Genomic DNA, 23,386 nt, shown 5'->3' with positions numbered 1-23,386 from the left:
CCAGTCGGAACTGGCTCTTTTTGACAGAGTATCAAGCATTAAGGCTAATTATAGCGCTTTAAAAATCGCTTCTACACTTTGTTTCGCGTCACCGAACAACATGCTGCTGTTGTCTTTAAAGAACAGCGGATTTTGCACCCCGGCATAACCTGTATTCATTGAGCGCTTAAACACCACCACATTTTTGGCGTTCCAAACCTCAAGAACCGGCATGCCCGCAATCGGGCTCGATGGGTCGTCCGTCGCCGCAGGGTTCACCGTATCGTTGGCACCAATGACCAAAACGGTATCTGTGTCAGGGAAATCATCATTGATTTCATCCATTTCCAACACGATGTCATACGGCACTTTGGCCTCAGCCAACAATACGTTCATGTGACCGGGCAAACGACCCGCAACAGGGTGAATGGCAAAGCGCACCTCGACGCCCATGCTACGGAGTTTTTCTGTCACCTCGTAAACAGGATATTGGGCTTGCGCGACTGCCATGCCATAACCTGGGGCGATGACCACGCTGTTTGACTCTTTCAGCATTTCGGCGACTTCTTCGGCTGTACTTTCTCGATACTCACCGACTTCGTCATCACCCGAAGACGCAGCGCCATCAGAGCCAAAGCCACCGGCGATGACACTAATGAAAGAACGGTTCATCGCTTTACACATAATGTAAGACAGAATCGCCCCCGATGAGCCCACTAGCGCGCCTGTCACAATCAAGAGATCATTTGCCAGCATAAAGCCAGCCGCCGCCGCTGCCCATCCTGAGTAGGAATTGAGCATCGACACCACCACGGGCATGTCTGCGCCACCGATCGAAGCCACCAAGTGATAACCAAATGCTAGCGCAATGACGGTCACAATCAGCAGTGCCGCTGTTGAGCCTTCAGCGTTGACAAAGCTGATTAGCAACAAGAACGACACAACCACAGCGGCCAGGTTAAGCTTGTGGCGATGTGGCAACATCAGCGCCTTGGAGGAAATCACGCCACGAAGTTTACCAAAGGCGACAATCGAGCCGGTGAAAGTAATTGCACCGATAAAGACACCGAGGAAAATCTCAACCAAGTGGATGTTAAGCATCGCGCCCGTCAGCGGCGGGTGATCGATGTAGGTATTAAAGCCCACCAATACCGCAGCCAGACCCACGAAGCTGTGTAGCATCGCCACTAGCTCCGGCATTTCCGTCATTTCTACGCGCTTGGCGTAATAAATACCGATCGCGCCACCAATGACCATGGCCAGAATAATCCAGCCCACACCTTGCACTTCCGGCCCCCAAATAGTGGCAACCAGAGCGATCGCCATCCCGGTAATCCCGTAATAGTTGCCTGCGCGCGCTGACTCTTGCTTTGATAGCCCAGCCAAACTGAGAATAAAACAAAGCGCAGCGACAATATACGCCGCTTGTACCAATCCTTCAGACATTCTTTCTCCTTACCCTTTACGGAACATTTCAAGCATGCGCTTTGTAACAGTAAAGCCGCCAAATATATTGATGCTGGCGATCAACACGGCAATGAAAGCAAGGAAGGTTACAAAGCCAATGCCTTGTCCTACTTGCAATAACGCCCCAACGATGATGATGCCAGAGATCGCATTGGTCACAGACATCAGCGGGGTATGCAGCGCGTGAGTCACATTCCATACCACGTAGTAGCCCACCACACAGGCCAGTACGAAAACGGTAAAGTGAGAGAGAAATTCACTAGGGGCATAATTGGCAATCCATCCGAACGCCCCTGCGGCGGCGGCCATTAGACCATACTTGGTCGCCCGAGAGGTTTTTTTGGGTGCCGGCTTAGGAGCAGGTTCAGCTTTGGGCTCTGCTTTAGGTTGCGCGGAGACTTGAATCGGTGGCGCCGGCCAGGTGATCTCGCCTTCTTTGATTACGGTCACGCCACGCACGACCACATCATCAAAATCAATCTGGATGTTGCCGTCTTTCTCTTTGCAAAGCAGTTTGGTGAGGTTGACTAAGTTAGTCGCATAAAGCTGTGACGATTGGGTGGGCAAACGGCCGACCATATCGGTGTAACCGATCACTTTTACGCCATTGGGCGTGGTGATCACTTGATCTTTTTCCGTGTACTCACAGTTGCCACCATTGGCTGCGGCCAAATCAACAATCACGCTGCCCGGCTTCATGCTGTCAACCATCTCTTTGGTGATCAGCGTCGGCGCTGGCTTACCGGGGATCAGTGCGGTTGTGACGATAATGTCGACATCTTCTGCTTGCTGCGCATAAAGCTTTTCCGCCGCCTGATTAAACTCGTCAGACATTTCTTTGGCATAACCATCGCCACTGCCTGAGTTGTCTTGTTTGAAGTCGACTTCTAAAAACTCCGCGCCCATGCTCTCGACTTGTTCTTTCACTTCAGGACGAACATCAAAAGCACGGACAATCGCCCCCAAGCTACCCGCTGCGCCAATCGCCGCCAGCCCGGCAACGCCAGCCCCCGCAACAAAGACTTTCGCAGGCGGTACTTTACCCGCTGCCGTGATTTGTCCGGTAAAGAAGCGACCAAATTCATGCGCCGCTTCAACCACTGCACGGTAACCGGCGATGTTTGCCATCGAGCTTAACGCATCCAATGACTGCGCACGCGAAATACGTGGGACCGCATCCATGGCCATCACGTTCACGTTCTGCGCTGACAAACGTTCGAGTAATTCTTCGTTTTGAGCGGGCCAAATAAAGCTAACCAAGGTGGTGCCTGCCTGCAGCAACGCCACTTCATCTTGGCCAGTCTCTTCAATTACGCCTGGTGCATTAACTTTAAAGATGATGTCAGACTGCCAGGCAGCGTCTGTATCAACAATGCTCGCACCAGCTTGTTCGTACGCAGTGTCTTCAAAGCTTGCTTGTTCGCCTGCTCCCTTCTCTACTACGACGTCAAAACCGAGCTTGATAAGCTGCTCAACCGACTTAGGTGTCGCAGCTACCCTCGTTTCATTAACGAGCCTCTCTTTTGGAACACCAATCTGCATAGCTATTCCCTGAATGTTGGCTTATAAGAAATTTTTTTGGTTATCACAGGCGCGAAAACCGCGGCCTGAAATAGGTTCACTGATAAAAATAAGCATTCCAAGCGGTTTTATTCGCTTATCACGCTGTTGCGGTCTGTTATCAGTGCTTCGTGCTTAGCAACGCAACAGTGTTAACTTAACGAGTTTATTCCTTAATCACCACAGGGCGGGGATCGCCATTGGGGCATAAATGTGATCTGGGCTACACTTTATCCGAATTAATTGCTCATAGTTATGCATTATTTTTGCTATCGCGCGATTCGTTGACGCCCCTCAATCAAATAGTCGATCACCGTTTTGATCAATCATCATTTTTGCTTTTGTGACCATCAAGCTGTTGGCATCTTCCTGACTTCCCAGCAAATCTGAGCGAATAAATCTATGGGTGAGTATCTTGTCATCAAGTGATTTGCAAATGCGGCCACTGACACGATATTGGCCGTTTTCGGCGGTCGATTCAGGATAAATTAAATACCCTTGGTATTCCGTCGGGGTGACTGACGCCTGTGATTGTTTTTCGCTTCCCTTGGAAAACAGTGCAGAGAACCATCCCATCTTTTGTACTCCTCAATTAATCGCATTCGTCGGCTTGGTAAGCCACTCATTGTTCGTAAACGCTCGGAGACGATTAAACCATAAAAAAAACGCCACATCTCGATGATGTGGCGTTTCGCGTTCTATCCGTTTTAAGTCGTCTTATCGGTTTATACCAATATCACGCTGCAAATGTGCCGGTAAACGACTGGCATCATAAGCAGGAGCGTGCGTGCTGCGAGTAAACAGCACATCCATGGCGTGAGCGATCAGTCCTTTGATTGTTACCGCGTAAGATCGACGAGAACGGGGCATATTAACCGTTGCAGTCGTCATCAGATCCTCGCTTTGTTGTCTTAATCACTCGGCGCAAATTATAAGGTGCTACCCCGAGATTTAAACTGATGAAAATTAAACCAATGGATTAGTTTTTCTAATCTAACATACTTGCCGGTTTGCACGTATTCATTATGTTAAGTTGCAGTAAAATAAGCGAATCACTTACCTGACGGACAAGCCTTCAATGAGTTCAGTTTGTCTGTTTGAATTCACCGCTCGCGCCCTCATCCTGTCTGACTTTTTATACGACACAGTGTATTAATCATTGAAAAAGACTATTTTTCACTCGATTAGTTGTGTAAACCTGATAACATCGTGATTACACATGTGACCAAGGTGTTGACCATGCTCGCGTTTCTCGCCAAACATTCAGCGTTGTGTCTTTTTATTGCCGCATTGATTGGCTTTGCCTTTCCGAGCGTCTCGTTAGCCTTATTTCCGTTTTTACCTTATGTGCTATTCGCCTTGATGCTGTTTACCCTGCTTGGCATTCATCAAGGTCTATTAGTGAAAGCGTTAGCCCGGTGGCAGGTCTGGGTGTACGCATTAGTTCACTCAGTGCTACTCACCGTACTCACTTGTTCTCTCGCGTGGCTACTCGGCGCGTCTACCCCTTTGTTACTTGCAATCAGTGGCATTTGCGCCACTGGGTCTTTGTTTGCAACGCCTGCCATCATTCGTTCTTTGGGAATGGACGCGCTCATCGCCATGGCCTACACCATCGCGTCAACATTGCTCATGCCCGTCGTCTTATTCATCAATCTCACGGTGCTGTCAGGTGATGATTTTTCATTGGATCTAAAAAGCTATGCGGTGCGATTGGTGATCTTTATTTTTGGTCCCATGCTGTTTGCCGCGCTTTTTCACGCGCTGATCAAACCCGAAAAACTCAAACGCATTCACAGCAAACTGGCACAGTTTACCATTGTGCTGGTGTTCAGTTTTCCATTAGGGCTAGTAGGGCCGTTCGGGGCAATGTGGCAAAAGGATTCAGGCTACGCGTTGGAGCTTTTAGCCATTTCAGTTGCAATTTGCATACTTTTTTTCATCATTGCGTATGGGCTATATCGACATCAGGGGCGAGAAGCGAGCATGATCGCCGCGGTGTCAGCGGTCAATCGGAATGTATTGCTAACGTACACCGTTGCTGGTGCCGCGCTGGGGCCGGCATTTCTACCATTAATCGGCGCCATACAGCTGCCAATCTATTTACAGCCGTTGTTAGTGCGCTGGGGAACCCGACGCAAACAGGTTCCCCCGCAATCCGCGGATCAGTAAATAAGTTAAATGACTGGCACAAAGTAAACAATCGATGCCCAAGCCACCAACCAAAAACTGATCAAGCCGATATCAAACCAGTCACGTTTTTCCATAACCCCTCACCTTTCGATAGTGTGTCGATCAATTCAGGTTCACTTTATGTATCGACAATTTTGTCAAAAACTTAAACGGCAATTGTCTGCCGTCAACACCAAGCTGACTATCAATAAGCAAGGGGCAGGCCAAGTTATTCCCCCCAGCAGGTTTTTCTCTCATTAGACGTTCGGAGGTAACACACTAAAGGCTCAGTAGGCAGTGCCAACACTGGCTGTTGACGCGCATAGTCAATAAAGCACTCCGCCATGGATAAACCAATCGAGCGGCGGTGGCCGGTTTGAATGGCATCGTATCCTTCTTTACCTTGGGCAGTATAAGATGACGACACACCCGTGTATTGTCGCTGATCATCGATGGCTATCCAGTGATTACCGCGCTTTATCTCGAGTTGTGTTACCCGCGCCCCCATCGGCTGCCAGGCTTCGTAGCGATAGCGTATATCGGCGCAATACGGAAAGCTGCCCGACCCGAGGCCCGTTACGCCATTATCTGTCGCATTGTTGATCGCGCCTTCAATCGCACGACGGATCTGTGCGCCGGTTACCTGGTAGGCGATCACGTCGATAGCAAACGGTAACAACGCGCCTGCAATTAAAGCAGCAGAGAGCGGCCCGGCGTTTAAACTGACTCTCACACCACCCGCATTGTGAATAGCAAAATCGGCTTCAATCCCTTGCTCACGCGCGGCCCACAGAAAGCTTTCTGTCACCAATGGGGCCACTTCACTGCCCCCCTCGCTGTCAGGCACACGCACATGACGGAGTCGTTGCGGCACATGTGTGACAATGTCACTTTCTAGTTGCGCCACATGGGGACGGTAGGTCCGCTGTATATACTGCTTCAACGCGAGATCACTGGGTAAAATCAATACATTGTCTTGTCGGTTGAGATAGGCTCTCACTGCTTGATACGAGCCTTCGGTCAATTGCTGCTCCCGCGAGGCATCCATCGCGAGGCTGCGACCGAGCAACAAGTAGTTCTGGCCATCAAAGGCAGCTGGTCGACCGTTTTCATCGATAGATAACGTAAATCGGCCAATGGCTTGTGCATGGCAACCTGCTTGCACAATCCAAGTATCCTTGACTTTATAGCCATAGGGATCTTCTTGCGCCAAACCAAGGTTTTGAAAGTCTCCCTGTAGCACATGGGTATGACCACCCACAATCACATCAATCCCATTAACCGCAGCCGCTAGTTCCTTGTCTTTGTCATAACCCAAGTGGCTCAATAAAATAATGGTATTCACGCCTTGTTGGCGCAAAAAAGCCACGGTGTTTTCGGCGATGCGTGTTGCCGGCAAAAAAGGAGTATCGTGATCAGGGTGAGCCAGTGCCGCCATTTGCTCAACCGCTAAACTGAAGATGCCCACTTTGTGCCCGGCATAGGTTTTGATGAGTGTACTCGCGCGCTCCTCCGGAGCGATATATGGCAATAAAGCGGGTTTGTCACTGACACGCTTATCCTTGTCTTTTGACTCATCCGCCACATGCCAATTCCCCGCAAGTAAAGGGAATTGAATATCATCAAGAAAGTCGGCCACGGGGCCATTCCCTTGGTCAAGCTCGTGATTACCAATCGCCATCGCATCAATGCCGAGTCGATTCAGCAAATCTGCATTCGCTTTACCTTTGAATAAGGAGTAATACAGAGTCCCTTGAAAGCAATCCCCAGCATGTAAAAAAAGGAAGGCATGATCATCCTGCTTAGCCTGCTCGCGAAAATGTGATACCGCAGATGCAATGCGTGCGAACCCGCCGCTATTGGCATAAACTGGTGTCGCCTTGTCGTCCAGGTTCAGTGAGACAGGGGTGGACTCAAAGTGAGAGTGGGTGTCGTTAATATGCGCGATCGTTAACGAGAAAGGTTGTCGTGCTGTCATAATTATCCGTGCCACAACACAAAAGAAGATGATACAAGCTTATCATCGACAAATACAACAAAGGTTAAGTTTCTGATAAATTAACCCCAAATTAACGACAAGGAAGCAAGATAACCATGCAACTCAACAATACCAAGGTAGCCTTTATTGGCCTAGGCGTGATGGGCTTTCCAATGGCCGGGCACCTTCAACACCACGGCTACCCAACTCGCGTCTATAACCGCACCACGCATAAAGCCGAAGCTTGGTGCGACACCTATTCAGGCACATATGGAATGACGCCCGCCGAAGCTGTGGCTGATGCTGATATCGTCTTTATGTGCGTGGGAAACGATGATGACGTACGCAGTGTGGTGTATGGCGACATTGGTGTGTTAGCCAATATGAAAAAAGGCAGTACGCTGGTCGATCACACCACCACCTCTGCTGAGCTTGCCCTTGAGTTGGCACAAGTATGCGAGCGTCAAGGGCTAAGCTTTCTCGATGCCCCCGTCTCAGGCGGCCAAGCTGGCGCGGAAAAAGGCGCACTCACCATTATGGTCGGTGGCAGCCCGACTGTGTTCAGTGAGGTTGAACCCGTCATAAACGTCTATGCCAGTGCCATCCAACATATTGGCCCGCATGGCAGTGGCCAGCGCTGTAAAATGGCCAACCAAATATGTATTGCCGGCGTCTTACAAGGCTTATCCGAAGCACTCACCTTCGCGCAATCCGCTGATCTCGATATCGAAAAGATGCTCAATGCCATTAAGCATGGAGCCGCAGGCTCTTGGCAGATGGAAAACCGTGCTTTGACCATGGCGGAAGACAGTTTTGATTTTGGCTTTGCGATTGATTGGATGCGTAAAGATTTAGGCTTTTGTTTAGAAGAAGCCGCCAAATTAGGCGTGAACCTTCCTTTAACCGAGCAGGTGGATCAACAGTACAACAAGTTACAAGCGCGCGGCTATGGCCGTTGCGACACCTCGGTCCTGATCAAGCAGTTTGATACAGATACCAATTCATCTTAAAAATACGGCAATCCTCGGCACCTGAGGCCGAGGAAAGGCGAAACAAGGAGTATACTAAAATTAACCAATAAGGAGGGTTGCAATGACAGCTATCTATGTAATCTGCGCCATCGCCATGATAATTGGCCTGTTCACCTTATCCGCACCCTCTATTGAAAAATGGTGTGATAAGCAATTAAGCCCGAGAAAGAAAGATACCTAGTTATTCACACCTGCCCCAGCTTTTCTCATCCCTCTGATTAAGTGGTATGATGCGCGCCATTCTTGCGCCACTGACTGGTATCGTGTTGGCGCACTGGCATCAGCAAGGTTGTACAAACATGGTTAACAACAAAATCCAGTTGTTCTCGAACCAAGTATATTAAAACCCTATAACTTGCCAAAAAAGCAACCCCTTGATTAATGTTAACAATAAAGTCAATAGATAAATACCGGAACATCTCACTAAATACAGCTAAAAACCAGCTTTTTGGTCATCCTCCCCTAGTCAATGTTCTTCACAATGACTAAATCCCTAATCACATTATTTATCCAATCTAATATGAGCCGACTAGAATCTTAGGTATAGTTTCTTCAGCGCGTTAAACAAAGAGGAACTATTATGGCTATCAACTTCAAAGAAAAAGTTCGAGGAACAAGGGTATATCATAGCGGAAAAGCCATTAAACCTCGTCCACTGACTGAATCCAGCAAAATTGCAGCACAAGAAAGCTTCGAAAGTGATCGAGGTAGGATCCTCAACTCAGCTGCAATCAGAAGGCTTCAACAAAAAACTCAAGTCTTTCCCCTCGAACGTAATGCTGCAGTTCGCAGCCGTCTCACTCATTCTCTCGAAGTTCAACAAGTTGGTCGATACATCACTCAATTAATCTTTAAAGAGCTCTCTGAAGAATCTAAACAAGAATACGAGCTAACCGGATTAGAACGTCAATTTGAGTCGATAGTCGAAATGTCATGTTTAATGCATGACATTGGCAATCCACCTTTCGGACATTTTGGAGAGCAAGCTATAAACGATTGGTTTTCTAGAAATTTACTATCTCTTGTAATGGATAAGAACGGTGAGCCCACAATCGACTTGCCAAAGCCAATCCAACAAGATCTTACCAATTTCGAAGGTAACGCACAGGCTATCCGCCTAGTTCACACTCTACTCGAGCTCAATCTAACCTATTCGCAAGTATCTGGTGTGTTCAAGTATACTCGCCGTGGGGATCAACCATCGCCTAAAACAAAGAGCAACTCGGAATTACATGACTATGACTATTTGATGAAAAAAGTGGGTTATTACTTAAGTGAACACCGCTACATAGAGTCACTAAAAACGGTGCTGTCAATGGACTCTCATTGCCGCTCTCCATTTTCATACATAATGGAAGCTGCGGATGATATTTCCTACGGCATTGCAGACATTGAGGATGCTGTTGAAAAAGGCATTATCACAGTAGATCAACTCAAAGAAGTTTTAAACGACGAATACCAATCTCTTGTAAAAGAGTACGATTTGCAAAACAGTGAAGAGATGAAAAAGATCGTTGATGTCGCCAGTGAAAGCGCTTCAAAATCCGATAACTGTGCGAACAGCCACTTCTTCATTACTCTTCGCGTGGAAATAAACAAACGCCTACCAAAACATGCATGCAAACAGTTTATAGATAACATAGAGAAGGTATTTCACGGGAACTTCAATAGAGCGCTAATTGAAGATCATAGTGATAATCATGCATTAGTGAAAGCTCTTAAGAATGTTGCTATGAACTATGCTTTCTGCGATCCAGAAGTAGAAAAAAGTGAGCTACAAGGATATAGAATCATTACGGGGTTACTTGAAGCGTATAAGCCATTATTACTATTAAGAAAAGAGACTTTTACCAACATTAAAGAAGCCCCTCTATACGAGAGAAGACTCTACAAAAAACTACCGAACAAGCACCTTCGAGCATACGAAATCGCTATGCAAAGGTTAGAGCAAGAAAAAAATAAACCGTCTGACCTTACGTACTTACCCTATAACTTTGATGACGATGTTTGGGAGTTTTATTTTCGAGTCCGCCTCATCCAAGACTATATTAGCGGCATGACCGATCAGTACGCTTATGACGAATATCGTAATCTACATGTGTTGGACTAAGTAAAAGCAGACAATCTGAAATGTAATTACAATATAAGGGAAGTCATCTTCCCTTTTAATCACTCTTAATTTAGCTGTTCACGAGAATTCATTTTGAATTATCACCAATCCCAGGGCGAGCGCATGAGTGTTTATTTTTCAACCATTGCCGGTATGCCTGCGGCTAAAACCTTTTCTAAGAAGCTGGGATTCATGAGACAGCGCTTCTGTTTGGCCACCAAGCTGATCTTGGTCGGCTCAGCCCCCACCATGTTTGAGGCCATGTGTCGCAGACAGGCTACGTTCTCTGCGCCATTGTCTTTATAAATCTGGCAGGCGTCTTCACCCATATTGACATCTAACACCCAGTGCATAGCTTTAATGCCCCAATGCGAGCGGATAGCACGGCTTGCCTCATCGGCAGTCAGTGATTTTGAGCTGATATAGTAACGATACTCCAGCGACATCGGACGCCCTTTTTCAACACGCAAAGACTCAACCATGACAAGGCTTTGCAGTGATGGCCAACGGGTAAAGTCGCCTGATAAACACGCTTTATCAAGCACATAGCACTGACGTGATTCAATACGACCGTGACCATATTCAAACTCGACATCGTCATTGAAGGTTCGACGTTGCTCACTGAATGCCTCGGTGATCGCGTTCGCTAGCTTGCCCTGGTTTTGTTTCACCGCTAATAAGTAATCGCCACCCTGCTCAAAAATCGTCGTTTGGCAGGCCATGGCATCGATGGTGACTAGCGTACCACGTAAATCGAGTAGGCGAATTAACTCGGGAATCGCACTGATTTTATTGCTTTTTTCTTCTGTCTTGAACTGGCCAAGCACCAGATGATTTTCACTGGCATACGCACTGACCATGTGGATCGTACTACTTCTATCTTCACGGTTGTAAGAGCCTTTCAGCGTTTTACCGTCGATTGCGACCACCTGACCATCCGTCATTTGATGGACAGCTTTCATCCAATCGATAAAGCAGGCTTGAAAGGCACTCGGTTCAATCGCAGAGATGGCACGAGCGATGGTATCGTCGGCAGGAATACCGTATTCAAACATACCGTTACGCTTAAACCACTCATGGTGCCCTAGGATGTATTCTCGAATCTCGTACCATCCTTTCGACCCCGCGATCACCGCGCACAATGAAGCAAAAAAAAGGTCGAATAGCGGGTAGGTTATCTTGGCACTCTGGCGATGATCATCAACGGCGCTGAAGTAGTCTTTAAATGTATCGATATCCACGGTATCTATCCCGAAATATTTTAGAATCGGCCTATATGATCACAGCCAAAGGTGATCGTCAAAAAGATCTCATTTTGATTAAAAACGTTCGCTATCTCACTCTGCCTCTCCTAGGTACTCAAATCTTCAAACTGTTCAGAAATAAATTTCATAAGAGCTTTTATTTTTCTATTTTGACGAACATCACGGTGGCATGTTAAATATAAAGGTATGGGTGGTATTTCTAATTCAAATTTAAGCCTTTTTAAATTTCTTTTTCTCGCAACAATTGAATGGGTAAAAATTATTCCTCCACCGTTTACAGCGACTTCTACCATAAATGGCATGTTATCAGTTCGGAACGAAAGCTCTCTATTTTTAATTGGCCAACCCAAGGCTAAAGAATCTTCTTCTAGCTGTTTATCTTTGTCGAAACCTAAAATCCTTCTTTCTTTGAAGTCTTGAAGTTTTTTAGGCTCTCCATAATTGTCAATGTACGCTGAGCTAGCATATGCTCCAAGCTCTAAATTAGCTAAGTGTCTTGTGACCAAATTGGGTTGATGAGGTCGAAACATTCTTATTGCAACGTCAGCATCCCTTTTATCTAGATTAGTTGCAGTATTTGTGACAATAGTCTTGAGCTGTAGATCCGGATATGTCTCCATAAAGGTTGGCACTATTGGAGGAAGATAATACTGTGCGATCATTTCATTTACAGAAAGTTTCACAGTCCCTGAAAGACTGATATCCTGTCCATGAACTATCCTCTGTATCCTATCGGCACAATCCGCCATGTTTTCACACTCTTCCAGTAAGTTGCTTCCGAATTCGGTGAGTGACAAACCTTGTGTGCTGCGATCAAATAGGTTCTTTCCCACTCTATCTTCTAAAAGTGATAAACGTCTACTAAGAGTTGGTTGAGAGCAACCTAATCTCTGTGACGCTACATTTAAACTTCCACATTCAGCTAAAACTAAAAATAATTTCCATGCATCCCAGTCGTTATTCATACACGCATACCCACTAAATAATAAACGATCTTCATGATCTATCTGAATAGAATAGTATTTAGTATGGGACATGTAAACATATGTCGTAGAGACATTCGATAGTCGAGAGGAATTACTATGAATGAAAACTTAAAAATTACCATATATGAGCATGGAGAACCTAGCGTTCTCAAGCCTATCTATGAACCATTGCCCGAAATCGCTGCTGATGAGGTTCTTGTAAAAATTCATGCCGCTGGTGTTGGATACTCTGATGTTATGGCACAAAGAGGAGGCTATCCGCTCGCACCAAAACCACCGCTCACACCTGGATATGACTTTGCAGGCACTATCGAAAGATTGGGTGAATCGGCATCAGGCTTAAACTTGGGTGACAGAGTCGTAGGTCTTAGTCCTGAGCTCGGTTGCTATTCTAGATATTTATGCATTCCTAAAAAATATTTAGTACCTTTCCCAGAGCATTTAGATCCTGCTCATGTATGTAGTCTAGTACTTAATTATCTAACGGCTTATAGTATTTTGTATGAGAAAGCCAATATAAAGGCAGGGCAGACTATATTAGTCCACTCAGCTGCTGGAGGGGTCGGCTCTGCTCTAATACAACTTGCGCGTCTTTCTGATATCAAAGTTTATGGAACTGCATCTATTGAAAAGCATGAATTTGTAGAGAGCATTGGTGCAATCCCTATTGACTACAAATCAATGGATTTTAAAAAAGTAATGTCTGATCTATACCCTGAAGGTATTGACGCTGCATTTGACCCAATAGGGGGGGCTAACTTGAGAAAGACATATAGTCTCGTAAAAAAGGGAGGGACGGTAGTAAGTTATGGCTTTGCTGGAAAAAGTTTTGGTGGCTATATTCCAATGATACTCGGTGTAACAAATGTTGGTATGCTCAATATCATTCCGGATGGGAAACGTGTTCGGATTTGTGCGCTTCCAGCTGAAGTAAAGAGGAATAACAAATGGTATAGATTGACACTTTCTTATTTGATAAGGTTATTAGACGAAGGAAAAATTGAACCTAGAGTTTCAGCCCGGTTTTCTCTTAAAGAAGCATATAAAGCACATGAAGCAATGGAAAATGGATCTTTGATGGGTAAAGCTATTTTGGAGTGTGATTAGCATAATGTTTTTAACCAACCTTCTAAGGCGACTTGATAAGTCAGTATCTTAGACTTGTAGTGGTTAAAAACGTTCGCGATCTCGCCTGTATTTAATATGTTTCACGAACCTCTGCTTCTTGTTTTTTTTGAGCTATTGATTTGGATTCCTGTAGTGCTTTGCGAAGGTATGCTTATTTCACTCATCTATAGTGAAAATAGAGTAAGACTTGGGCTGAAGAATGAATAAGCGGTAAAATAGATTTTGACCCTCGTATGGGTTTTAAAGGGTTCTTATGGAAAACTATAATTGTATTACTTTTATTGCCCATAGTTCTCAATCGCTTGAGGATTTTATATACAGCGAAGTGATTGACGTCGTTAATAACGATATCTGTATTCACTGTGCTATTCCATTTGAGTGCTTGCGATGTCAGATAGGTAGTTGTTTCAATCTTAAAAGGTTGATGCGGTATGCTCATTTGAAGGGAATAAAAAAGATATCAACACATGATATTGATGACATCATGTTTTTGATGCGGGTGTAGTTTTTTAATGGGTGGGAATTATTAAAGAGCTAATTTTATCATCATAGATTAGGTATGATTTAATTATATTTATGGTTGCCAAGCTACTATTCTAATAAAAATTCAAGTAACTTTATTTAACGTTGAATAATTAGAAGTAGAGATGAGCATGTTTGATATTTTTATATGCTATTGGAGTGATGTTTTCACCAGGCTCGGTTAACTTACTAGACTTTCACAGTGGAGTGAACCAAAACAGCCGAAATAGTATTCCATTTTTAATGGTTTTGGCTTTCAAGTCTATATTGTGAAGCGTAATTATTTAGTGACGTCTTAAAGAGGTTTTCTGTGAAAGAAGTAAAATTCAGACATATCGATAAGATTTTCATAAAAACATCTATCAATGATAAGTTTTGGATTGTTTTTATTTGTGTTGCTATTCCATGGGGTTTCATTTCTTTCGATAGCTACTATTCTTCTATAAAAAGTGAGAGGATGAACTTAATAGAGAGAAATCGGCAAGAGTTGAAATCGATTGTTGATGTGATCGATATGGGAGTGATGAGTAGTGAGGAAAAGAAAGTTTTTCTAAAAGATAAGGGTGTTAAAATAGGGTCAACGAACCTATCAAATTCAATAGAATCTGGTGTCTTACGTATTTCTATTAAAACCCGAAATGGGAGCGTAGCTTCTTTTGAGAAGGACATAAGTGGGAAGATGCGTAACTATGAAAAAAGTTCAAGAAAAACTCTATTAATATATCTAAGCCCTCTTTTAGCAATAGCATTGCTTTTGTATTGGATTTCAACTTTTTTAGGAGGTGCTTTGTGGGTTATGTATCAAGCAACAAATAAAATAGCAGCTGGTGATCTAACATCTAGGCTGGGGTTAAGAGAAGGACGAGATGAGTTTGGAAGTATAGGTTCAGCTCTTGATCGTGCTATGGATACTATTTCCCAATTAATTCATACTGTAAAAACTAGTTCAGATACACTCCACAAGTCAGCATCAGATCTTGCATCAGACTCAGAGCATTCTAAAAATCAAGTCAATTATCAGAATAAGTCATTACAAGCAGTAGCTACTGCTATGGAGGAGATGTCTGCATCTGGTAGAGAAATGGAGGGCGTCGCACTAAAGTATAAAGATTATATTCAAAATGATGTAAAAATGATCAGTATGAGCTTCAAGAGAGTTCAACAGGCGATCGAAGTTATAACTGAAATGGCTGAGCACTCAGATGTTGTCTTATCTGCGGTGAAAGAACTGAATCTTAAGTCTGAAAGTATAAGCAACATCATAACAACGATAGATGAAATATCAGAAAAAACTAAGTTACTGGCACTCAATGCAGCGATTGAGGCGGCTAGAGCAGGCGATAAAGGTAAAGGCTTTGCTGTTGTAGCTGGCGAAGTAAGAACACTTGCGGAACAAGCTCAACGGTCAACAATAAACATAAAAGCTATGGTTAGTGATGTTCAAAGTGAATCTTATAAAATATCTCATTTATCAGAGAAGGAAAGAAAGAAAGCGAATGAGTGTCTGGAGATTATAAACTTAGTGGGAGAAGATGTTGATAAAATATCAAAATCTTCTGAGGAGATTTTGGAGTATAGTTCTATTATATTAAATGCAGCCAAACAGCAAAGTGAAGTGACCAAAGAAGTGAATGGTGAGTTGAGTGAATTGCATCAGAAGTCGAATTCTATAGCGTATACTTCCGAAAAATCTTTCAGTAGCATTAAAGATCTTTCACTAGCATTGGAATCTTTAGGTGATATACTCCGAAACAATGAAACGTCGGGGTCAAATGTTATTAACAAAAACTAGATAAGTTAAATGTTTAATCCTTCCTATGGCAGTTTTTTTTGTTCCTGGTTGTTTTCTAGTGGTGAGGTTTTTTAAAAAACATTGTTGTTTTTATAACTAGCTTAGTGCTCTATAAAAATAGAGTGAAACATAGAAGACGGGTTTTTAGGCTGGCTGCAGGAGGTGATTTGATTAGGAAGATGAAGCATTTTATTCATCATGAAAAAATAACTAGTTTTTTAATAAAGGGTTTGGCGGAGAGTTTTTATGGGTAGTGTAAAAATTAGGAGTTTAAAATGTTTTTTTGATAAGATAAATATAAAAACTAGAATTTGGTGCCTGAATATCGGTGCGCTAGTTGTTATATTTGTGACTTTGGGGATAGCCTTAGGGGATATGCGCGATGACCTAGAAAAAATGAAGATAACGGAAATTCGCCACCTTATCGAATCTGCACATAGTCAGATTAGGGGGTATCATGAGAAGCATTTAAATGGATTGATATCTGAGAAAGAAGCAAAAACCCTCGCCAAGGAAGCTATTGGAAATATTCGTTACGATAGAGATAATTATGTTTGGATAAACGATGCTCAGGGGCTTTTTGTCACTCACCCTCATATAGAAGGTAAGGAGGGGATAGATATTGAGGATGTGAAGGGTAATAGTTTTGTAAAAAGCTTTATTGACGAAACAGTATCTGAAGGAAAGGCAATTACTCGCTACTGGTGGAAAAGATCCGAGGATGGACCGCAACTAAGAAAGCTTGCATATACGGGGTATTTCGAGCCTTGGGAGTGGGTTGTTGGTAGTGGTATTTACGTAGATAAGGACTTAGATGAAATAGTTATAGATAGCTTTATAGAAGTTGGTTCTTATGGAGCGGGAATGATCGTGGTGTTGTCTATAGTCACTATTTTAATTGGTAGATCAATCACTATCCCTTTAAAAAACGCTGTCACAGCAATGAGAGAGATTGGTAGCGGAGACGGTAACCTAACTCTGCGATTACCAGAAAATGGTAATAATGAAATCTCAGAGCTGGGTCGGAACTTTAACTATTTTGTTGGGAAAATACAATGGATTGTAAAAGAAGTAAGAGATTCTACATCTTCTGTTTCTCTAGCTGCAGAAAATTTAGCTATAGCTACTGATAAGAATAATATATCTATTGATAAACAATGCCACGAAACAGATCAAATTGCATCAGCTATTAATGAAATGAGTAGCAGTGTTCAAGAAGTTGCAAGCAACTCTAATAGAGTATCCCTATCTACTAAGGAAACATTTAGGTCGACTGAGTTAGGGAAGGAAAGTGCACTTAACACTGGGAGTGCTGTCGAAAGCCTCTACGATAACATTAACCGTTCATCTAAAGTGATAAGTGAACTTGATAAGGATTGTAATGATATTAGTACAGTGTTAGACGTAATACATAGTATTGCCGAACAAACTAATCTATTAGCCTTAAATGCGGCAATTGAGGCAGCTAGAGCAGGTGAAACAGGAAGAGGCTTCGCCGTTGTGGCTGATGAAGTTCGAGCATTAGCTAATCGCACTGAGGAAAGTACAAACGAAATATCAAGGATGATAGCTAGTCTACAAAAAGGAGCCAAAGCAGCCGTAGATTCTATGAATGAAAACTTGGAACACATAGAAATAACGAAGGGTGCTGTTTCTGATGTTGTTGAATCACTTAGCGACATTGTAGTCGAAGTTAAAAAAGTAGACGATATGATGGTTCAGATTGCTACAGCAACTGAAGAGCAATCTTCGGTTTCAGAAGAAATATCTATGAATATTACGAATATAGTTCATTTGTCACAAGAAACGAGTGGAAGTTCTCAAAGAACAAGTAGCTCAAGCAAAGAGCTTACAAAACTTTCGGAGAATTTGTCTTCAGTAGTTAGCCAGTTCAAAGTATAGTTTATGACATAAGTGGGCGTATTATTTTTATTCTCGCTATTAGTGTTCAAAAATCTGTGTCACTCCTATAGTTAACCCTCAACAGGGAGTGATACATCAATGTCCGACAAATACGAAATTGATATTCAAGCTTTTGCTAAGGCACTGCAATCTGGACAAGATCTCAACGGAAAAGATGGACTGCTAACGCCGTTGATCAAACAGATCACCGAAGCTGCTTTGGCCGCTGAGATGGATGAGCACCTGACCAAAGAGGGTCAGCCTAACCGCAAAAACGGTGTCTCTCAGAAAACCATCAAAACCGCTTCAGGCTCGTTCGAACTAGACACGCCCCGTGATCGCAACGGATCTTTCGAGCCGCAGACCGTTAAGAAGAATCAGACTCGGCTAACCGATGAGATGGAGCGTAATATCATCTCATTATTTGCACTTGAGAATAGCTACAAAAGCATTCGTGAGTACCTTCTTGAGATGTATGGGACTGAGGTGTCCAATGGCACGATAAACGCCATTACAGACCGTTTGGTGCCCGAGCTACGCGCCTGGCAAGAGCGCGAATTGGAGGCGGTTTACCCCTTCGTCTGGTTAGATGCTATCCATTACAAAATCAAAGAAAATGGCCGCTTCGTCTCTAAAGCTCTGTACACAATCTTAGGGCTGAATATCGAGGGCAAAAAGGAATTACTTGGCCTTTATCTCTCAGAAAGTGAAGGTGCCCGTTACTGGTTAAATGTACTGACAGACCTACAAAACCGTGGCGTCAAAGACATCCTTATTGCCTCGGTCGATGGATTAAAGGGCTTCCCTGAAGCCATTGAAACTGTCTATCCCAAGACGGAAGTTCAGCTCTGCATCATCCATCAGATACGCAACAGCGTGAAGTACGTGGCCAGCAAGAATCAGAAAGCCTTTATGTCCGATCTGAAGTGCGTTTACCGAGCGACGACCCAAAACGCCGCAGAGCAAGCGTTAGATGAACTGGAAAGCAAATGGGGTGCTCAATATCCACTGGTCATAAAGTCGTGGCGCAGCAAATGGGAAAATCTATCGGTGTACTTCAAGTACCCAGAACAGGTACGCAAAGCGATTTACACGACCAATGCCGTTGAGGCTGTTCATCGCCAATTCCGCAAACTGACGAAGACCAAGGGTGGCTTTGCCAACGAGAACGCATTGCTCAAGTTGCTGTATGCAGGTATGTTGAAGGCGTCAGAGAAGTGGACGCATACGGTGCAGAATTGGAACCTGACATTGTCCCAACTAAGCATCCACTTCAAAGGACGGCTCGACGACTACGTAGATCTTTAAACGTTGGGTGACACAGAACTATGAACACCCTCGTTGAATGCGTAAATCTCAATGCCCATAGAATCACGCTCAATCCAAGAAAGACTTGTCTAACAGGAAACAGTCTCCTCGAATTTCCTCATATGTTTCTAATGCTTTGGATTTAAGACTTTCAGCCCATTTTTTATTGATTACAGCGGTTATTAGTACGTATGAATAACTATCTAATAATTTTTCCACTAATAGTTTAAAAATACCTTTATTTTGAATTGCAGGGTGAATATCTAAATTCTCCATACGTATTACTTGATCGCAAAGACTTTTGGCGACAGTACCGTATAATTCCCAAACTAATTCTTTACTAATCATATCATTAGCTGGCAAAGGTAAAATACACGGTAGTACTAGCTCTGGTGTACTTAGCTTATAATTGATCTTGTTGGGATCTGTTTCTGAAACTATCCAATCGTAGAAAGTTTGAAAGCAACCAAGATGTGGATATGGTGTGTCATAAAACACTTCGTAAAAAGGCAAATCATTAGCATCTGTGCAATATGCAGCACCTCTGAATTGACCTGTCCTTGAAGCCCTAGCACGGCGTTGTTGATCAAATCATTCACCTAACGCACTGATCCCAATAGGATTGCTCTCATCAATCAACTCGATAGCTAACAGGCATACCGAGTCTTATGACTTTGTTCATCACTTTCACGTTGGCTAATGCTTCGCCAACTTGTGCATTGTAATTACGCAGAGTCAGCTTAGGGCTAAGTAACGTTTTGTATCGGGACATACCTGTTTCTGACAGAGAGCGTTGGTGATAACCCTCTTCTTGTTTCCAGTCTTCCAAGTTACCCGATTTCAAGGCGCTGACGGCTGCATTGCGAGGGTGGCCGTCCTCCCAATAGCCCGCATTGCTGCGCGGTGGAATGGTCGGTTTGATGCCTTTTCTCCTGAGCACTTGATGGCAGGCTTTTGTATCATAGGCGCCATCAGCACTGACTTGGGCGATGTTTCGGCGTAACGGGTTGAGCAGCGTCGGTAGCGCTTCATTGTCGCCGACAGACGCTAAGCTAACGACGGCAGAAATCACTTCGTGTGTACTGTCGTCAATCGCGAGATGCAGCTTGCGCCAAACACGGCGTTTTTCCTTGCCATGCTTGCGCATTTTCCACTCTCCTTCGCCGAACACTTTTAAACCGGTGGCATCAATGACGACGTGAGCAACGGGCCCACGACTGGGTAATCGGTAGTTAACCTCAACCGTCTTCGCCCGTTTACTGATACAACTGTATGACGGCGATTTGAGCGGTACGTCCATCAAATTAAATATCGAGTCGAGAAAGCCTTGAAGGGCGCGAAGAGGGAGCTTGAAAATACCTTTAACCATCAGCGCTGTTTCAATGGCACCATCGGTAAACGTAAAGCCTCTGCCTCGTTTACCATGATGCTCTTTGCATTGCCAAGTCTGGATAGCGGCGTCATCAACCCAAAAGGTAATCGAACCACGGTTAATCAATGCTTGATTGTATTGCTTCCAATTGCTGATTTTGTACTTGGCTTTGCTCATCATCGGTGACCTGTTTGAGGCGTTGATGATCTGATCGCGGCTCGGATGATAAGTTCAATGATTTAGGAAACAACGCCCCCTAGCACTGCTATCTGCTTCTAGAGATAGCTCAACTAATAGCTGTTTCAGTTTAGTCAACTCATCATCGCGGGCAATCAAGTTCAAGTCATCAGCGATAAACTTAAATTCATACCTCAGGGTAGTATCCATTTTTCAATCTTCCTTTTTGCAAACTGTAAACTGCTCCACGAACCACAGCCCAACCTTATTGAAGAAGTATGTACCTTCATACATGTATTCAATCGTGGTTGGAAAGGTTGTAGCATTCGACATCGTAATCAACTGCCCTAAGTGGGACTGACGAAGAACTATACCAAAAGGTTACGTCAACGATATCGAACCTGTCAATGCTAAATTCCAAAAAAATCCTTTAAAAACAATTGTTTAGTTATAATAGTTCATTTAAAGCATTGATATCTAACCAGGGCGAGCGCAAGAGTGTTCATTTTTCAACCATCGCCGGTATGCCTGCGGCTAAAACCTTTTCTAAGAAGCTGGGATTCATGAGACAGCGCTTCTGTTTGACCACCAAGCTTATCTTGGTCGGCTCAGCCCGCACCATGTTTGAGGCCATATGTCGCAGACAGGCAAGGTTCGCGGCCCCATTGTCTTTATAAATTTGGCAGGCGTCTTCACCCATATTGACATCCAAGACCCAGTGCATGGCTTCAATGCCCCAATGCGAGCGGATAGCACGGCTTGCCTCATCGGCAGTCAGTGATTTTGAGCTGATATAGTAACGATACTCCAGCGACATCGGACGCCCTTTTTCAACACGCAAAGACTCAACCATGACAAGGCTTTGCAGTGATGGCCAACGGGTAAAGTCGCCTGATAAACACGCTTTATCAAGCACATAGCACTGACGTGATTCAATACGACCGTGACCATATTCAAACTCGACATCGTCATTGAAGGTTCGACGTTGCTCACTGAATGCCTCGGTGATCGCGTTCGCTAGCTTGCCCTGGTTTTGTTTCACCGCTAATAAGTAATCGCCACCCTGCTCAAGAATCGTCTTGGCAATCGTCGTTTGGCAGGCCATGGCATCGATAGTGACCAGCGCACCGCGTAAATCGAGTAGGCGAATTAACTCGGGAATCGCATTGATTTCATTGCTTTTTTCTTCAGTCTTGAGCTGCCCAAGCACCAGGTGGTTTTCGCTGGCATACGCACTGACCATGTGGATCGTACTACTTCTATCTTCACGGTTGTAAGAGCCTTTCAGCGTTTTACCGTCGATTGCGACCACCTGACCATCCGTCATTTGATGGACAGCTTTCATCCAATCGATAAAGCAGGCTTGAAAGGCACTCGGTTCAATCGAAGAGATGACGCGAGCGATAGTATCATCGGCAGGAATACCGTCTTTAAACATACCGTTACACTTAAACCACTCATGGTGCCCTAGGATGTATTCTCGAATCTCGTACCATCCTTTCGACCCCGCAATCACCGCGCACAATGAAGCAAAAAGCAGGTCGAATAGCGGGTAGGTTATCTTGGCACTCTGGCGATGATCATCAACGGCGCTGAAATAGTCTTTAAATGTATCGATATCCACGGTATCTATCCCGAACTATTTTAGAATCGGCCTATATGATCACAGCCAGAGGTGATCGTCAAACCGATCCTTTTTTGGTCAAAAAACGTTCGCGATCTCGCCCTGTCACCAATCCACTAATGTATACCTGTAAATATAAGATGAAATCACAGATATTAGTCATTCAACCAAATCACCTCTTGCTCCAAAGCTAAGCCATGCTTCTGCATTTCCGTCACCAACTCTCGTAACTCTGATGACTGTGCTAAAAGCTTTTGGCTGTTGCGCTCGAAAGAGACAAAGTCCCGGGCGGTGTCAACCCAAAGCTGGTTTTGTCCATAACGTAACAAAAACGCCTTCCAATTCGGCATCATCCAAAACTCTGCTCTTTCTGTAAGCTTCTCTTTGAGGCGGCGGTAGTTATTCAGCCCAACTCCATCATAGTCAGCAAAAAAGTAGACTATCGGTGCCCTTTCAGGCACCGATAACCAATCAATCAGTTTGTTGTGTAGCTGTCCGCGGTACCAAATAACGGTAGTAGGGTCGTTATTGGGCAACCAATCTAGTCTGTCAAATAGCGCTTGGTTCTCCACCAGCCAAATGGAATGTTCTGTGTGAAGATGGCTATTTCGCTCTCCGCCAACTTCAAGCGAGAATACACCAAACGCTTCTGTGGCTGCATTTAAGTGCTCGGTTGGTACTCCGGAAACCTCCCACAAAGGGTTCGCAACCGTTTTAGCCAGCACGTAACTGACATCGAGAGCTGTGTATCCTTGTTTGCTGCTGCGTGTCGAGGCTATGTTTACCGTTCGTTGCGGTACACTGGAAGATACATGTTGTTCGGGGGCTAATCGTTCAAGTTCAACGGCGGCTACATCCATGTCTTGAATTCGATAAACAACACCACGGCCTTTAGGCGTAATTTGCACACACCGCGTTTTGTGATTGAACGCTTCAAGCTGCTTCTTTTGAGACGGTGTCATTCTACTCCCGGCAACGGAATCAGGGTAAACCTCAACGAGTCGCGAGAGTGC

18 protein-coding genes are annotated in these 23,386 nt (G+C 44.3%); 7 read left to right on the top strand and 11 right to left on the bottom strand.

What is annotated here, in order from left to right:
- Window positions 1-48: 48 nt before the first annotated feature.
- The 4 genes from pntB to BGL48_RS16300 all read right to left on the bottom strand — a co-directional run bounded on the left by pntB (window position 49) and on the right by BGL48_RS16300 (window position 3,897).
- Window positions 49-1,425 carry a Re/Si-specific NAD(P)(+) transhydrogenase subunit beta gene (gene pntB / locus BGL48_RS12660; protein ID WP_069362972.1) on the bottom strand — a complete coding sequence of 459 codons (1,377 nt, stop codon included), beginning with the start codon at window positions 1,423-1,425 and terminating at the stop codon, window positions 49-51.
- Window positions 1,426-1,434: 9 nt separating this feature from the next.
- Window positions 1,435-2,988 carry a Re/Si-specific NAD(P)(+) transhydrogenase subunit alpha gene (locus BGL48_RS12655; protein ID WP_069362971.1) on the bottom strand — a complete coding sequence of 518 codons (1,554 nt, stop codon included), beginning with the start codon at window positions 2,986-2,988 and terminating at the stop codon, window positions 1,435-1,437.
- Window positions 2,989-3,300: 312 nt separating this feature from the next.
- A complete protein-coding gene (locus BGL48_RS12650) occupies window positions 3,301-3,582 on the bottom strand; it encodes an HlyU family transcriptional regulator (RefSeq protein ID WP_069362970.1) in 282 nt (93 codons plus the stop codon).
- 141 nt (window positions 3,583-3,723) lie between these two features.
- On the bottom strand, window positions 3,724-3,897 hold the full coding sequence (locus tag BGL48_RS16300; protein ID WP_167369488.1) for a hypothetical protein: 174 nt from the start codon (window positions 3,895-3,897) through the stop codon (window positions 3,724-3,726).
- 348 nt (window positions 3,898-4,245) lie between these two features.
- On the opposite strand from BGL48_RS16300, the gene BGL48_RS12645 reads away from it, so the two are divergent.
- Window positions 4,246-5,178, top strand: a complete 933-nt coding sequence (locus BGL48_RS12645) for a hypothetical protein (protein WP_176719671.1) — start codon at window positions 4,246-4,248, stop codon at window positions 5,176-5,178.
- 229 nt (window positions 5,179-5,407) lie between these two features.
- Here the strand turns inward: BGL48_RS12645 and BGL48_RS12640 are convergent, their stop codons facing one another.
- A complete protein-coding gene (locus BGL48_RS12640) occupies window positions 5,408-7,156 on the bottom strand; it encodes a bifunctional metallophosphatase/5'-nucleotidase (protein WP_069362969.1) in 1,749 nt (582 codons plus the stop codon).
- Window positions 7,157-7,272: 116 nt separating this feature from the next.
- Here BGL48_RS12640 and BGL48_RS12635 point away from each other — a divergent pair, with 116 nt between their 5' ends.
- Window positions 7,273-8,166: an NAD(P)-dependent oxidoreductase gene (locus BGL48_RS12635; protein ID WP_069362968.1), complete on the top strand. Its 894-nt coding sequence runs from the start codon at window positions 7,273-7,275 to the stop codon at window positions 8,164-8,166.
- A 601-nt stretch (window positions 8,167-8,767) separates the two neighbouring features.
- A complete protein-coding gene (dgt, locus tag BGL48_RS12630) occupies window positions 8,768-10,297 on the top strand; it encodes a dGTPase (protein ID WP_083238600.1) in 1,530 nt (509 codons plus the stop codon).
- 131 nt (window positions 10,298-10,428) lie between these two features.
- On the opposite strand, the gene BGL48_RS12625 is transcribed toward dgt, so the two are convergent.
- On the bottom strand, window positions 10,429-11,538 hold the full coding sequence (locus BGL48_RS12625; protein ID WP_069362967.1) for an ISAs1 family transposase: 1,110 nt from the start codon (window positions 11,536-11,538) through the stop codon (window positions 10,429-10,431).
- Window positions 11,539-11,648: 110 nt separating this feature from the next.
- Window positions 11,649-12,527 (bottom strand): LysR family transcriptional regulator, encoded by an 879-nt coding sequence (locus BGL48_RS12620; RefSeq protein ID WP_069362966.1) that lies wholly within the window; start codon window positions 12,525-12,527, stop codon window positions 11,649-11,651.
- A 117-nt stretch (window positions 12,528-12,644) separates the two neighbouring features.
- On the opposite strand from BGL48_RS12620, the gene BGL48_RS12615 reads away from it, so the two are divergent.
- The 4 genes from BGL48_RS12615 (at window position 12,645) to BGL48_RS12600 (ending at window position 19,200) form a co-directional block, all read left to right on the top strand.
- Window positions 12,645-13,655 carry a medium chain dehydrogenase/reductase family protein gene (locus BGL48_RS12615; RefSeq protein ID WP_069362965.1) on the top strand — a complete coding sequence of 337 codons (1,011 nt, stop codon included), beginning with the start codon at window positions 12,645-12,647 and terminating at the stop codon, window positions 13,653-13,655.
- Between the two features lie 853 nt (window positions 13,656-14,508).
- Window positions 14,509-15,990, top strand: a complete 1,482-nt coding sequence (locus tag BGL48_RS12610) for a methyl-accepting chemotaxis protein (RefSeq protein WP_069362964.1) — start codon at window positions 14,509-14,511, stop codon at window positions 15,988-15,990.
- A 246-nt stretch (window positions 15,991-16,236) separates the two neighbouring features.
- Window positions 16,237-17,892: a methyl-accepting chemotaxis protein gene (locus BGL48_RS12605; RefSeq protein ID WP_069362963.1), complete on the top strand. Its 1,656-nt coding sequence runs from the start codon at window positions 16,237-16,239 to the stop codon at window positions 17,890-17,892.
- A gap of 99 nt (window positions 17,893-17,991) precedes the next feature.
- Entirely contained in the window at window positions 17,992-19,200 is a 1,209-nt protein-coding gene (locus BGL48_RS12600; protein ID WP_069362962.1) for an IS256 family transposase, read from the top strand.
- 69 nt (window positions 19,201-19,269) lie between these two features.
- On the opposite strand, the gene BGL48_RS12595 is transcribed toward BGL48_RS12600, so the two are convergent.
- From BGL48_RS12595 to BGL48_RS12580, 4 genes are all read right to left on the bottom strand, one after another.
- Entirely contained in the window at window positions 19,270-19,548 is a 279-nt protein-coding gene (locus BGL48_RS12595) for a hypothetical protein (RefSeq protein ID WP_069362961.1), read from the bottom strand.
- A gap of 283 nt (window positions 19,549-19,831) precedes the next feature.
- A complete protein-coding gene (locus BGL48_RS12590; protein ID WP_069363154.1) occupies window positions 19,832-20,749 on the bottom strand; it encodes an IS5 family transposase in 918 nt (305 codons plus the stop codon).
- 502 nt (window positions 20,750-21,251) lie between these two features.
- Window positions 21,252-22,373, bottom strand: coding sequence for an ISAs1 family transposase (locus BGL48_RS12585; RefSeq protein ID WP_069362960.1), 1,122 nt, complete (start codon window positions 22,371-22,373; stop codon window positions 21,252-21,254).
- A 155-nt stretch (window positions 22,374-22,528) separates the two neighbouring features.
- Window positions 22,529-23,335, bottom strand: a complete 807-nt coding sequence (locus BGL48_RS12580; RefSeq protein WP_255377411.1) for a DUF7281 domain-containing protein — start codon at window positions 23,333-23,335, stop codon at window positions 22,529-22,531.
- Window positions 23,336-23,386 lie beyond the last annotated feature (51 nt).

It is taken from the genome of Salinivibrio sp. SS3, assembly GCF_001722105.1.
GTDB classification, from domain to species: Bacteria; Pseudomonadota; Gammaproteobacteria; order Enterobacterales; family Vibrionaceae; genus Salinivibrio; species Salinivibrio kushneri.
The sequence above is the reverse complement of the archived record's forward strand: the minus strand, read 5'-3'. Positions and strand labels throughout refer to the sequence as shown.

What these genes read in the sequence shown, in the direction of transcription:
- pntB (WP_069362972.1), bottom strand. Translation starts at nt 1,425, where the DNA reads ATGTCTGAAGGATTGGTACAAGCGGCGTATATTGTCGCTGCGCTTTGT.
- BGL48_RS12655 (WP_069362971.1), bottom strand. Translation starts at nt 2,988, where the DNA reads ATGCAGATTGGTGTTCCAAAAGAGAGGCTCGTTAATGAAACGAGGGTA.
- BGL48_RS12650 (WP_069362970.1), bottom strand. Translation starts at nt 3,582, where the DNA reads ATGGGATGGTTCTCTGCACTGTTTTCCAAGGGAAGCGAAAAACAATCA.
- BGL48_RS16300 (WP_167369488.1), bottom strand. Translation starts at nt 3,897, where the DNA reads ATGACGACTGCAACGGTTAATATGCCCCGTTCTCGTCGATCTTACGCG.
- BGL48_RS12645 (WP_176719671.1), top strand. Translation starts at nt 4,246, where the DNA reads ATGCTCGCGTTTCTCGCCAAACATTCAGCGTTGTGTCTTTTTATTGCC.
- BGL48_RS12640 (WP_069362969.1), bottom strand. Translation starts at nt 7,156, where the DNA reads ATGACAGCACGACAACCTTTCTCGTTAACGATCGCGCATATTAACGAC.
- BGL48_RS12635 (WP_069362968.1), top strand. Translation starts at nt 7,273, where the DNA reads ATGCAACTCAACAATACCAAGGTAGCCTTTATTGGCCTAGGCGTGATG.
- dgt (WP_083238600.1), top strand. Translation starts at nt 8,768, where the DNA reads ATGGCTATCAACTTCAAAGAAAAAGTTCGAGGAACAAGGGTATATCAT.
- BGL48_RS12620 (WP_069362966.1), bottom strand. Translation starts at nt 12,527, where the DNA reads ATGAATAACGACTGGGATGCATGGAAATTATTTTTAGTTTTAGCTGAA.
- BGL48_RS12615 (WP_069362965.1), top strand. Translation starts at nt 12,645, where the DNA reads ATGAATGAAAACTTAAAAATTACCATATATGAGCATGGAGAACCTAGC.
- BGL48_RS12605 (WP_069362963.1), top strand. Translation starts at nt 16,237, where the DNA reads ATGGGTAGTGTAAAAATTAGGAGTTTAAAATGTTTTTTTGATAAGATA.
- BGL48_RS12600 (WP_069362962.1), top strand. Translation starts at nt 17,992, where the DNA reads ATGTCCGACAAATACGAAATTGATATTCAAGCTTTTGCTAAGGCACTG.
- BGL48_RS12595 (WP_069362961.1), bottom strand. Translation starts at nt 19,548, where the DNA reads ATGATTAGTAAAGAATTAGTTTGGGAATTATACGGTACTGTCGCCAAA.
- BGL48_RS12590 (WP_069363154.1), bottom strand. Translation starts at nt 20,749, where the DNA reads ATGAGCAAAGCCAAGTACAAAATCAGCAATTGGAAGCAATACAATCAA.
- BGL48_RS12580 (WP_255377411.1), bottom strand. Translation starts at nt 23,335, where the DNA reads ATGACACCGTCTCAAAAGAAGCAGCTTGAAGCGTTCAATCACAAAACG.